This is a genomic window from Novacetimonas hansenii JCM 7643 (assembly GCF_000964405.1).
Lineage (GTDB): Bacteria > Pseudomonadota > Alphaproteobacteria > Acetobacterales > Acetobacteraceae > Novacetimonas > Novacetimonas hansenii.
Genome location: NZ_BANE01000006.1, coordinates 1 through 13,772, shown reverse-complemented (window position 1 = coordinate 13,772; position 13,772 = coordinate 1). Strand labels below are relative to the sequence as shown.

6 protein-coding genes are annotated in these 13,772 nt (G+C 64.9%); 4 read left to right on the top strand and 2 right to left on the bottom strand.

Annotated elements, in window-relative coordinates:
• Positions 1–154: 154 nt before the first annotated feature.
• Both B7G66_RS00310 and B7G66_RS00305 read right to left on the bottom strand, forming a co-directional pair.
• Positions 155–3,148 (bottom strand): FtsK/SpoIIIE domain-containing protein, encoded by a 2,994-nt coding sequence (locus B7G66_RS00310; protein WP_003621827.1) that lies wholly within the window; start codon positions 3,146–3,148, stop codon positions 155–157.
• Positions 3,149–3,206: 58 nt separating this feature from the next.
• Complete coding sequence (locus tag B7G66_RS00305) at positions 3,207–10,199, bottom strand: SEL1-like repeat protein (RefSeq protein WP_003621825.1); 6,993 nt, start codon at positions 10,197–10,199, stop codon at positions 3,207–3,209.
• A gap of 183 nt (positions 10,200–10,382) precedes the next feature.
• Between B7G66_RS00305 and B7G66_RS00300 the strand changes: the two genes are divergently transcribed.
• The 4 genes from B7G66_RS00300 (at position 10,383) to sodC (ending at position 13,679) form a co-directional block, all read left to right on the top strand.
• Positions 10,383–11,270, top strand: coding sequence for a hypothetical protein (locus B7G66_RS00300; protein ID WP_141312995.1), 888 nt, complete (start codon positions 10,383–10,385; stop codon positions 11,268–11,270).
• The gene (locus B7G66_RS00295; protein WP_003621821.1) at positions 11,267–12,688 is read left to right on the top strand and encodes a hypothetical protein; all 1,422 of its coding nucleotides are present in this window, start codon (positions 11,267–11,269) and stop codon (positions 12,686–12,688) included. The genes B7G66_RS00300 and B7G66_RS00295 overlap by 4 nt, the downstream gene beginning before the upstream one ends.
• Before the next feature lie 294 nt (positions 12,689–12,982).
• Positions 12,983–13,126: a hypothetical protein gene (locus tag B7G66_RS17715; protein WP_003621820.1), complete on the top strand. Its 144-nt coding sequence runs from the start codon at positions 12,983–12,985 to the stop codon at positions 13,124–13,126.
• Between the two features lie 10 nt (positions 13,127–13,136).
• A complete protein-coding gene (gene sodC, locus B7G66_RS00290; RefSeq protein WP_003621819.1) occupies positions 13,137–13,679 on the top strand; it encodes a superoxide dismutase[Cu-Zn] in 543 nt (180 codons plus the stop codon).
• Positions 13,680–13,772 lie beyond the last annotated feature (93 nt).

Here is a 13,772-nt window from a genome sequence, read left to right as displayed (position 1 = left end):
CCAAAAACTTTTCCTGTTTTTTATCAATGAGTTGTTTTCAAACACTCTCTTAGCGTTACCCGGTGCCGCTCGCCCGGTGTCCCCCTTGGGCAGTACCTCCTTAATGCGGTCATGACGGGCCGCACCGGCCATCGGTCGCGCGGCGCGCCATCGCTCATTCCCCGAAAAGCGTAACGCGCGTCGTCGCCTGTGCCGGTCCCATGACATATACCGTCGTCAGGTTTTCCTGCGTCTTCATGTCCGTGCGCTTCAGAAGGGTCGTAAGGTTCAGCGCCTTCTTGAGGTCATTGGTCATGACATCATACACGACCCATTCCACCCCCTTTTCGATCATGGGCCGGGGGATCACCTTTTCCGCCTCTGTGATCGTATCGAACAGCATGATCGTATGCTGTCCTTTCTCCGGCCCTTCCTTCAGCCGCTTTTGCAAGGCACTGTCGGGCTGGCGCGCGGGAAAGGCGCCGGTCGCGGCGGGAAGCCGCAGGTCCACGGCCCGGTCGGGGCCAATCAGGATCAGCACGTCGGTGCCGCCTTCGGGCGATGATGGCGGCACAAAGGCGTCCGCATCGTCGGGATTGTCCGACATGCGCCAGTGGTCGGGCATCTGCGCATGTCCCGCCAGCGCAAGGGCGTCGGCGATCACCTTGGCAAAATTATCCGCATACAGCGCCGTATTGAGGATACGCACCGACCCCACCACGTCACGCGACAGCGTGGCAAGCGAGAGGATGACCCCCGCCAGCATCTTGCATTGCACGCGGTTGTCCTTGACCACCGCCATCATGTTCTGCCGGTCCGCGCGCCGCAGCACGACGCAGGCCTGCCCATACAGGCTGGTGTCACGTCCCAGCAGCAGCGGCACGGGCCTGATCTGCGCATCAAGGACGTTCGGCGCAAGCCCGCCCCTGTCCGCCGTTTCCGCCGCCAGCGCCACAAGGGCCGCCGCATCGAGCGGCACGCCGGTTTCACGCATGCGGCACAGCAGGAAGCTGCTGGACAATGTCGGCTGCGCCTTCCCGTCGATGATCTCCAGCCGGGGCCAGTGGGCCTTCTGCGCGTCGGTGCGCGTGGCTGCCAGTGCGGCGAATTTCGCAAACACGGGGGCCAGACGCACGTTCACGTCGTCCTTCGACGTATCGCGTCCTTCACGTTCTGCCGCGGAACGCCCGTCAAGGACGGCGACATACCCGGTCTGATACTCGCTTCCCGTTGCGCCGCTGTGGCTGTTGACCAGAATCTGGCCCGGTTGCGTGACGTCACTGCGCAGCAGGCGCCTGCCCTCGCGGCTGAATTCCTCCATCGCGTCAATCGTCGCATCCGGCAGCTTCATCGCCATGCGCAGCGCGATGTTGTTGAACAGGTCCTTGGCCTGCATCATGCCCGATGGCCGCATGCTCTGCGATGCCAGCAGCATATGTATCCCCGCCGAACGGCCCCGGCTGGCCAGATTCTTGAACACGGCCATGGCCTGGCCCGCCTGCTCGGTATCCTCGAACAGCTTCTGGTATTCATCAACCACCAGCAAGATGCGCGGCGCAGGACCACGCGGCTGCCCCCCCTTGTGATAGGCGGTGATGTCCTTGAACTGCCCATGCCCGTCATTGCAATCGTTGAACAGGCGGGTATTGCGGCGGTCCATCTCCTCCTCAAGGGTCCGCAGCATCGCGCTGACATAAGGCAATGCCTCGTCCGTGGCGATGATGCGCACATGCGGCACCTGGCGATAGATGTTGAACTCCGTCCCGCCCTTGAGGTCCACAAGATAGAACTGCAACTCCTCCGGCGGGTAGCGCATCGCAAGGCCGAGGATCAGCGCAGACAGCGTAAACGACTTGCCACTGCCGGTCTGTCCCGCCAGCACGCCCGCCGTCACCGTGCGTCGCTGCCCGTCGGGTTCCTCCCCGAACAGGACGGTGGGACCGTCTTCCCTGTCCGACAGGGGGGTCTGCACGAAATGCGCGGCCCGGTGTGTCCACCACGCGCCGCGCGGGATGACGTTGAACGCGCCGTCCGCCGCGGCACGGCCCAGCGATTGCAAGATGCGCACATGCAGGGGCGGCGGCGGCAGGCGGTCCGCCTCCATCCCGTCGCGGGCAAGGGTGCGCAGGTCGATGATATGGACGCAATCGCGGAGACGATCGAGGCCCAGCGGCAGGCGGTTGGGGTCATTCCCCCGGATGCCGGCATGTTTTTCATCCGCGCTGACATCGACATGCGCCAGCAGGTACCGCCCCACCGCCGGCCCCTGACGCGCGATATCCGCCAGCATGTTCACGATATTCGCATTATTGTACGCCGTCGTGCGCGAACTTCCCATATCCAGCGCACACACGACCTCATACCCGCCCGCAAGCTTCTGCTCCTCGCGACTGCGCTGATGGAAACCCGCGCCCCCCATCATCTTCTGCGTCGTGGTGGTGATGTCGCCCTTGATCCCCTCCAGGATCTCGGACAGGTCCTCGGCCCTGATGAAACGCCGCGACGGCAGAAGTTCCTGCCGGGGGAAGGCCTGCGCACCACTGACCGGGGCGATCAGGCTGAAACGCACGTCCTTTGACATCATGCATGCAAGGCGCAGCACCAGCGTGCGGACCAGTTCATGGGCCGCATCCTTCGTCGCGTCATCCGACAGGACCAGCCACGATTTATGCCCCGCGATCAGCGGCAGGTAACGGATCGGGCCAGAAGGCCCACGCCCCTTTCCCCAACGCAGCAGGAAACCGTCTTCGCCACCGCGCGTCAGGCCCATCGCGTCATCGCCGGGGCACCAGCGCAGCCATTGCGGCGCCCATTCGGCCCGAAGCCCCGCGCAGTCATCGGCGATGAATGATGCGGTCAGGTGGAAATTGTCGGGTGTGAACATCGCCTCGCGCACGGTGGTGCCCGCCACACCGACGATATGTTCGCACAGAGCGATCGAAGGCGCGTCTTCAGCCCCCCCGCCCGCCACCAGCAGCCGGTCATATTCCGCACGCCATGCGTGTTCCAGCGCTTCGGCCCCCTCTATGGCGATATCCTTGAGCAGGGCATGCGCGGGCCGGTCGGACGGGGCGGACGCCACGCGCGCCACCGCGTCGGTGTCGGGCGCAACGGCCGGGGGCGCAGACGGGCTGGGAACGAGGTTCAGAAGATCGTCAAGTGACTTCATACGGCTGTTCCCTTGCTGCCGGAAAGGTGCGCGCGCCCGCGCATCGTGCTGTCATTCATCAGGACATGGCCTTGAGGATCTTGGTCGAGGGCAGGACGACACCGTTAAAGCAGGTCTGCACATCCTGTCCCATCCGCGTCGCCATCCATTCCCTGCTGCATGGCAGGATGTCCACAAGCGTCAGGGCATTCACATGCATGCCAAGGAGGGCGAATATCCGCGGGACGCAATATTCGGGATTGGGGATGTCGATCTGGCTTTCCACACCGGCCAGCGGCGCAACAAACCGGCGTTCCGACTTTGATTTGCGGGCGTTCTCCAGCGACGTCGCCATCATTTCGCAGTTATACGCAACAAGCTGCGCCGCCCCGCCGGAGGGTACCAGTGCGTGGGCGTCATGCAGCAGCCTGATGCCACCATCGTAATTATTGAAGAAAAGGGAACTGTCCTGGTACAGGTAATACATCCCCTCCCCGAACAGTCCCCAGCCGACCTTCTCTTTTGCAAGATATTCGAAAATCTTCAGGGCTGTCTTGTAATTCTGCGAAACACCAATCCCAAGGCAATGGCAATAGGCCAGCCGCAGCATCGCCCACGCATCGCCCTTGTCCGCGGCGCGCTTCGTCCACAGGAACATCCTGTCGGGGTCGGCGCAGGGATTCTGGGGATGCGCCGAATGCAGGCATGACAGGACCTTCATCGCCGCGACATCGCCATCCGCGGCGATTTTCTCATATTGCTGTATTGCGCCCTGCCGCAGGACACCGCCCTGCGACGAACCGGCGCCAAGGGCGACATATGCCCGGAGATAGAGGGAGGGGTCTTCGCCCGCCTTGTCCGCAAGGGCATAGAACTCCGACGCACGCACGAAATCGCCCTGCATTGCGGCGATGTCGGACGGGCCTGCCGTGTATTTCTCCTCCGCCAACTGCTTGTAAAAATCACCAATGATACACAGTGGCATCGTTAAACCGCCAAAGCGCACCAATATGTTGATATTTTCCGGCGTGCCAAGGAAGGCGAGGCACCGTGACGCCGGGACAAGGCCCGGTTCCGCCAGCCGGACCAAAAGCAGCGACCCGCGCGCCGAATAACTGCCCAGTTCCATGGCCCTGATGTACCATCTGGCGGCCTCCGACAGATTCTTGCGGTCATATTCGGCCCTGCCCAGCCAGTAGCAGGCGTCCACATCACCATCTGCGACGCCCGGATCGCCCAGCAGCCGCACCCCGGCATCAAGGTCTCTGGCGATATTCGCCCCAATAATCAACTGGCATCCCAGCATCCGTTTCGCCGGCACGAAACCATCGCGGACCGCAAGCTTCAGCCGCTCTATCGCCTTGGCCCGGTCGGGCGCGCCGGGTACGTCGGTACGCAGTGAAATCCCCGCCAGATGCACAATCGCCTCGGCAAAGCCCCCGGCCGCGGATTTCTCCAGCCATTGCAAGGCATGGGGCCAGTCCTGCGCCGCCGCATAAATCTCCCCCAGGCGACACATCGCAAGCGTGCTGTTATTGGCCTTTACGGCATTGCCGAACGATGTGATGGCACGCTCACGGTTCGCAACCGTGTCATCCGTCGCATAAAGCTGCCCCGCGCGCAGCATGCCCGCCACCTCGCCCCGTCCGGCCAGGTCCAGATACAGCGCCAGCGCGGCATGGACATCACGCGTGACCCCATTCCCATCGCGCAGGCAGTCGGCATAGCGCAGCATCGCCACACCATCGCCCATCTGCGCGCCGATCTGGTAATAATGGGCCGCCTGCGCCATATCCACCGCAAGGACACTGCGTCCCGCCACATGGCCCATGCGGTTATATTCCGTGCCGTACAGATCCCCCAGAATGCGGCCTGCCTGATCGTGGCCAAGGTCAAGTGCGGCCTCCAGCAGGCGCAGCCCGGCTTTTACATCGGCCTTTACGACGGAGTCCACGCCGATGACGTAACAAAAGCCAAGCCTGCACATCATGTCGGGATCGTCAGTGGCGGCGGCCTGTTCCATCCAGTACAGCCCCTGCCTGTCCAGCCCCCGCACAGGCGCAATCCCGTCAAAGCTGTGGCAGGTGGTGTCCTGTGCCATCCACCGGATGGCTGTGGTCGATCCATGTTGCGCCGCCATCTGGTAATATGTGCGCGCCTGTTCCCCATCGGCCGCACAGCCGGTGCCGTGCGCATAACATTGCGCCAGAAGAAGGGCGGCCGCCCCGCGCGTCTCATGGGGGACGCCGCTGTCCTGTGCCGTTACCCTGTGCAACAGTTCGACCGCATGCGCGGCCGCCGTGGCGTCAGGGGTGGCAGCATGCAGGATGTCCGTCGCCGTTTCATAGGCGACATCCATATCCCCCAGTTCCAGTGCCCGTGCCTTCCACCGTTCCAGCGCGGCCGGATCGGCGTCATGGCGATGCAGCGCCACAAGCGCCCGCACCGCGACGGGCGCATACCCGTCCGCGCCCTGCGCGCCCCTGGCCAGCCATGTCAGCGCTTTCTGCCGGTTTGCCCCCTCATCGTCGGGCTGTGCGGTCCACAGGGCGGCATATGCCTGCCCCGCGCGCACCATGGCCTCCACATTGCCATATGTGGCCGCCTTTTCATGCCAGTACAGGGCATTCGCCGCGTCAGTGCTCAGCCGCGCGGCCTCCATCATGCCCGTGACATTGCCCGCACGACCGGCCATGCCATACCATTTCAACGCGGCGGTTTCGTCCCCACTCAGGCGGGCGGCATCCATCATGGACGATACGACCCCTGCCTGCGCCGCCTTTTCATGCCAGTGCAGGGCCAGCCCAAGGTCTTTTTCAATGCCCATGCCGCCTTCGGCCGCGCGGGCATAGCGCACCATCGACCATTGATCGCCCTTCTGCGCGCCCATCAGGTAGAATTCAGCCGCAGCGCCAGGGTCAACGGCCAACGGGCTGGTGCCCGTCAGCTCCCCCAGGGAATTTTCCCTGTACGCATAAAGGTCGCCCAGTATCCGCATGGCATAGCTGGACCCAAGCTTGACCGCCTCCCGCAGGAGGCGTTCGCCCGTTCTGGGGTCGGCCTTCAGATCCTTGCGCGGGCCGACCATATAACACCAGCCCAGCTCGGCCATGGAGCTTGTCTTCTTTGCCGTGCCGGCCTTCGTCAGCCAGTCCAGCGCCTCATCCGCGGCCACGCCCCGGGCTGGATTCAAATAGCAGTTGCCCATCCACCACAGGGCGTAATCATTCCCCAGTTCCGCCGCCTTGCGACGATATTCCACAACCATGCCGGGGTCTGCGGCGATACCGATCCCGCGGTCCGCACAATCCGCCAGCAGGTCGAATGCCTCTGCCCGGCTGGCATCGGACACGCCCTGCGCCTGCGTGCGCGTAATCTGCCCCAGCAGGCTGGCCGCACGCGCGCCACCGGCGGCAGAGGGGGATGGCCCGTTGATGATCCGCTTTGCCACACCCAGGGCAACCTGCATGTCCCCCAGCTCGACGGCCCTGTCTTCCCACCGGTGCCGTTCGGCGGGGGCTTTATCAAAGGGATGGGCCTTGATAAGGGCGCGCGCCGCAGACAGCGCAACCGCGCCATTGCCCCGCGCCACCTGCGCCAGCAGGGCAATCCCCCTGTCACGGTCCGGCCTGACGGAGGCCGGGTCGCAATAAATCTGTCCCGCGCCCAGCATGGCCCACAGGTTGCCGTCGTCACTCGCCCTTTCATACCATGTCAGGGCCGTGGCCTGATCCCCGCACAGACGCGCAACCCCCAGCATGCCGGGAACATAGCCCGCCTCCGCCGCCTTTTGGTACCACAACAGGGCATCGGCCGTGTTCTGCGCAACGCCCTCCCCCCGGCTCAGGCAATCGGCATAGCGCGCCATGCCGATGACCTCGCCCAGCCCGGCGGCCTTGGAATAAAGCGGCGCCGCCTGCTCCATATTCACCGCAAGCGGGCTGGTCCCGGAAATGGTTTCAACCCGGACATCCCTGTGCGCATACAGGTCGGCCAGCATCCATGCCGCCTCCCCGCACTGGAGGTTGATCGCCTCGCGCAGCAGGGCCTGCCCGGCCGGGACATCGGCGGCCACCGCCCCGCCCACGCCGATGACAAGGCAGAAGCCAAGGCCGGCCATGCTGCGCGGGTTTTTCGCGGCAGCGGACCTGCGCAGCCACTCCAGCGCCTCGTCCGGCGCAACCCCCATGTCACGGAAGAAATAGTCATTGGCCAGCCATTCCATGGCGTCGTCATTGCCCAGCTCCGCCGCCACGCGACGACATGACAGGGCGGCGGCGGCATCGGCGGCAATGCCGGTCCCATCGACAAGGCAATCCGCCAGAAGGTCGGACGCCTCGCCACGCTGCGCGGCGTCGGCCCCGCTGTCCTGCGCCGTGACCTTGCGCAGCAGCATCACCGCGCGTTCGGCCGCCGTGGCCTCCACACCCCCATCCGCATGGAGGATCCGCCGGGCCGCATCAAGGGCGACGCGCATATCGCCCAGCGTGACGGCCCGGTCCTCCCACTGGCGCAATGCGGACGGGTCGGTGTCATTGTAATGCAGGCCGATCAGTTCGTGCGTGGCGGCCAGCGCATTGGCGTCCCCCCCACGCGCGGCCTGCGTGAACAGCGCGATGCCCCGGTCACGGTCCGCCACCCCCGATGCCGGGTCACAGCAGATCCGCCCCGCGCCGAGCATCCCCTCGACATCGCCTGCATCGGCCGCCTTCTGATACCATTGCAGGGCGGCGGCCATGTCTGCCTCACACCCCGTGCCCGCACGCAGGCAGTCGGCATGGCGCACCATCGCGACCACATCCCCCCGTGCGGCGGCCGTGGCATAGGCGGCGGCGGCAAGGTCGAGGTCCACCGCAAGCTGGCTGGTGCCGCGCACCGCCCCGATGGCGACGTTCTTTGTGGCGTGCAGGTCGCCCACCAGCCGCTTGGCATACCCGGAATCAAGCTTCGCCGCCTCATCCAGCAGCATCAGCCCGCCACGGATGTCGCGCGATACCTGTCCCGCCATGCCGATGATTTCGCAAAAACCAAGGTTGGCCATGCTGATCGGGTTTTTCGCGGCGGCGGACCTGCGCAGCCACTCCAGCGCCTCGTCCGGTACAACGCCACGGTCGCGGATGAAATATGCCTCGCCCATCCATGCCATGGCGTCGGCATTGCCCAGTTCCGCCGCACGCAGGCGGCTTGCCGCCTCACGCGCGGGATCGGCCCCGTGGCCCTGCGCGCAATAGGCCACCTGCAGGTTGAATGCCTCGCCCTGCTGCGCGGGGGTCGCGCCACTACCGTCCGCCGTGACACGATCCAGCAGGTCCACCCCACGCGCGCGCATCGTGGCATCGGCCGCCGGGTCGTCGAATATCCGCCTTGCCGCATCAAGCGCGACCTGAAGATCGCCCAGCGCGATCGCCTGATCCTCCCACCGGTGGCGTTCGGCGGGATTGGCGTCGTGGGCATGAAGGGCGATCAGCGCATGCGCCGCGACGCGGGCATGGGCATCGGTTCCCCATGCGACGTGCTGGAGCAGCCTGACCCCTTCCGCCGGGTCCGTAACCCCCGCCGCCGGATCGCAGCAAAGCTGCCCCGCGCCCAACATCGCCTCGATATCGCCCTGTGCCGCTGCCGCCCTGTACCACCCCAGCGCGGCGGCGGGGTCGCGCGCAACGCCCATGCCGTCACGCAGGCAGCGGGCATGGCGCACCATCGCGCCGACATCCCCCCTGTCGGCCGCCATGGCGTAATAATGATCCGCCTGCCCCATATCCACCGCAAGCGGGCTTTCGCCGCGCACCGCGCCAGAGGCCACGTCCTTCGTCGCGTAAAGATCCCCCAGCATCACCATCGCCAGAACAGATCCCGCCCCTGCCGCCTGCTGCAACAGGGCCTCCCCCTGCCGCGCATCGCCCGTCAGGCCCACGACCTGACACAGGCCAAGCCGCGCCATGCTGTCGGCATCGCCGGCATCGGCCGCCCGATGCAGCCATTCCAGCGCCTCGTCGCGCGGGATCGGCCCGTTATCGTCCATGCAGGTCGCGCCCAGCGCCACCATGGCCCCGACACCGCCAAGGCGCGCGGCCTCGCGTCGCCAGTGCATCGCGCGCGCCGCATCGGCGGGGACGCCCACCCCGTCACGGCAGCATTCCATCAGGCGCGTGGCCGCCCATTCGTGATTCAGCGGCGTCGCCCCCTGCATCGCGACCACATGTTCCAGCAGGGCCACCGCGCGCGCCGGATCACCACCGCCCGCACCGCCCGCGCGCGCGGCCCGCAGCAGGCCGTCCGCCACCAGCAGCATCGACAGCACATCCCCCCCGTCCGCCGCCCTGCCAAGCAGTGCGCGCGCCTCCCCTCGCCGGGCCTCAGTCGCCAGCGGGTCCACCAGAACACGGCGCGCGCCCGCGCCCATGGCCGCGACCTCCGCCCCGGCAATCGCGCGCTGCAACCACGTATCCAGTTCAGGCAGGTCGGGCAGGTCGGGCAACATTGCCGATGCGCGCGCATCCATGCCCGGCGGCACAAGGCCACGATATCCCGCAAGGTCCGCCAGCCATGCGGCGGCACCGGGGGTCGCGCCCGCCGCCGCGCGGGTCATCCATGCCACACCTTCGGCCGTGGGGGCATTGGCCATGATGGCGCCGGCAAGGCCCGACAGGTCCTCTTCCCCGTCCGCGCCCACATGCACGACATCGAAATAATTGGCGAGGGCACCATCCACCCGTACCGGCCCCCACAGGCGCGCCATGCCAAACAGCGACGTCCCCTGCGTATCGCCATCGGCCACGGCTTCGGCATAGAATTTCCGCGCCAGTTCGTACCCCTGCGCCAGCACGGCGTCATCGGGCGCGGCACTGTCACCGCCCAGTGCGTACCAATCGGCCAGCGCGACATACCCTTCGGGGGCGCCGGCCTTTACGGCGGCGGCGCAGGCCATCCCGCGCGCCAGACGATAGGCCTGCATATCGGTGGGGTCATCGACCTTCAGCCGCGCGGCGGAGCGCGCACGCGTCATCTTTATTACCAGCGGGACTTCGTCACTGCCTGCCTGTGCGTCCTGCTGTGAAATATCGACCGCCATATACGCCCCGTACACTTTTTTTGACCAGAAGGTTATAGCAGGCTGGCAAGTTACGCGTCGATACGATATTTGGAATAAATAGGCCGGGTACGTGTGGCGGTTCACATCATTTGCCACAAAACGGCGATACCCGCCCATGCATGCTGCAACAATTCCGTCATAATTACAGGCAAAAGCATAAATATGACCCTTCGCGCCATTCCCATTACTTTACCACGGACCGCCGGGTCTTTCGCCCATGGGCAGGAGCGACGCACGCGCATGCGCCATGTCTGGGGAATGCTGCTTGCCACGACATGCGCGGTTTTGACATCACCGATGGCCCATGCCCAGGAGGGGCGCGACACGCGTGAGACATTTTCCTATCAGGCCCACACGATCGGGTTGCAGGTGGATGCCCAGGGAAATGGTTACATCACAGTAATGGATAAAAACGTGTCCTCGGCACTGAAGATGCGTGATCCGCATATCATCCAGGTCTTTGAACTGCGCGACGAAACCGTTGCCGTCCTGCGCGGGCGCCATGAGGGATGCGACAGGAGTTATGAGGTCGTCTCGCTGTGGGATGGGCACCACCTGCAGACCGACAGGCTTGCCGCGCCATGCGTGGACCATACCGTCACCGCGCGCGATGCGGACAGCATCAGCTTTTCCCCCACGACGCCCCCGTTCGATACGATTTATGTATACCAGCACCGCAGGATCAGGGAATTCCGGCAGCCGGGTCTTGCGCCCGACACCAGCGCCAGCAGTGCCGCCATCGCGGCGGCGCATTATGTCCCTGTCACGCGGCTGGATCATTCGGTCGTGGAAAACCCGTCCGACCCGTTATCACCATTAAGCCAGAAATGGCTGGATGACCCGACGGCATATGCACAGGCGGCGGCAGCGGCGGCACAGGCGCAACAGGCATCACAGGTGGCGCAGGCCCCCGCCGCCCCGGCCCGCCCACACCGCGTGGTCCATCACCACAGCGCACCCGTCGCGCATATGGAAAAGATACCCCTGAGCATCCCGCACGCCGATGAAACCGATACGTCACAGCCGGTCAAACTGGATCTGACACAGTGAAGCTTCTGGATTTCGAACGGTACAGGGAAACACGCGAAAAACGTGCCTATGCGCCCCTCATGCTGGTGCTGACAGCACTTTACCTGGTGTTTGAACTGGCCTTCAACGCGCGCCTGCTCGATATTACCGGCAGTTTCGCGACACGGCGCGATGTGGACGCGATCGAGTTCTATGGGCGGCTCATTTCCAGCCTTGCGCTGACACTTGCGTTCTGGGGCATGATCCTGCGCCGGGCGAATGCGACATACCAGGCACGGCCCAATGTAATCCGCGCGCTGTTCCTCAGCACGATCATCCTGATGCCTGCGGCCTATTACGGGGAAAAGGCGCTGCTGAACCGGATCGTGGCCCATTCCACGGGCGAGCAGCGCCGTGACGCGATGTTCTTGCAATATATCAAGCGCGACATCGTCCATAATGAAATGGACCCGCAAAAGATCAGGCTTGACGCCGAAACGCGCCAGTCCCCGGCGGGCAAGGCATTCCTGTCGATCCTGCCCCTGATGGGCCTGTCGGTCAGCGAGGGCGCAAAGCAGCAGGCCGAAGCCGCGGTCAAGGAGGCGATGGCCAAAACCGTGCGTCATGACACGGGGGGCACGGACGGCCACGTCTTTAACGAACAGTTCGCCGGCCCCGCAATACAGATCCGTGCAAGGTTCAACCGGTATGAAGACCTTGCGACCACCTACCTTCGCAACGGGCGATCATCTGTTGCACGGATGGCCTATATGAATGCCCTGGGCCGCGATGTTACGGGCGAACGGGAATTCATCCCGCCGGGGCTGAGTTTCGCGGCATTTGCCAACCTGCCCCCCTGTGTCGCGATGATGCGCCAGGCGCTGCATGTTCCCGATGACATCCCCATTTCGGCCAACATGACCGCAGAACAGTTCGCATCCGAAGTCCGCACCCCGATGGTCACGCGTGAGGTGGAACGACGGATTTCGGAACTTGATTTCCCTGCCGACACTTTTGTCGATGGGCAGGAACACGCGCAGATCGGGCGCGAGGCGATGGAGGCGGTCATTGCCCCGGCCCTTGCCCTCGTCTTTTCCGTGCTTGGCGCGCTGGTGCATCTGTATAAAAGCACGTTCTACCTGCTCTATAGCGCGCGGACCCCGACAGGTGTGGCCCACGCGGTCGTCAGCTGCATGCTGATTGCCGTCATCATTGCCCTGATACGTTCGCCCAATGACATCACGCGCTCTGACCTGTTCTCCTCGCTGGAGACACAGGTGAACGCCGCAAGCCCGTGGGGGCTGGGCCATGTGCTCAACACCTCGATCCGGTGGATGATCCAGGCGCAGCCGCATCTGTATCCCCTTAATGAGGCGGATCGCCGCCTGCTCCACCTGACCTTTGGCACCAGAGACATCGACACGACAGAGGCCGGGACGGGTGTAAAGGCTCCGGCATAAAGGCTGCGGGCACCGCGGCCCGTCCTAACGCGCCTGATGGCACGTGTACATATGACGGCATCGCCCGCGCGACGGGCGGTGCCGTTTTTCATTATTCCCCCGCACGCCCCCACCGTCGCGCACGGGCACAGTCGGGACCATCATCAGGGACGGCATAATAAGGGGCACAGTCACGAAGGATTGGCTTTCCCCCACATCCGTGCGGCGCGACAGTAGGGGGATGCAACGCCACGGCCACCGTGCCGTTTGTATGGCCGGGGCCGTGCGGGGAACCGTGCAGGAGGGGGGCGGGACATGACGGACGGGACAGGCAGGACACGGCGGACAGGACAGGGTCTGCTATGTTATGCCCTGTTTCATGGTTATGCCCTGCCGTGCCCTGTCATGTTCCGCCATGACATCCCGGCCACGCCCCACCGTGACACCCGCGAGATATAAAGGAAATCCCATGTTCCCACGCCTTCGACAGCTTGCCCTGCTTGCCTGTGGCATTGCCGCGTTCACCGCCCCGGCCCTGTGCAATCGCGCACTGGCCGCCGATACGGCATCAGGCAGCCTGCTGGGCACGGACGGCACGGCGCATGGCAATGTGCATGTCACCGCCGCCCCCCATGGTGTCCTTGTGCGCATCACGGCACAGGGGCTGATCCCTGGCTGGCACGGCATACATTTCCATGAAAAAGGTAATTGCAGCGCCCCGAAATTCACCAGCGCGGGCGCACATGTCCATGCCACGACCCCGGTGGTGCATGGCCTGCTGAACGCCAATGCCAATGATGCGGGCGACCTGCCGAACATCTTTGTCGGGCCGGACGGCAACGCAACCGTAGAACTCTATTCCACGCTGGTCACGCTTAATGGCACGGATGGGCGCCCCGGCCTGCTCGACACGGATGGGTCTTCCCTCGTCATCCATGCCAACCCCGATGATTATCGCAGCCAGCCCATCGGCGGCGCGGGCGATCGCGTGGCCTGCGCCGCGCTCAGGTAATCCCCTGCCCCCTTGGGTCAAGGCAGTGGGGCCGGGTGCCCTGACCGGCGGCAGGCACCCGGCCCTGCCGCCGCGACCGTGCCGGGCGCATGT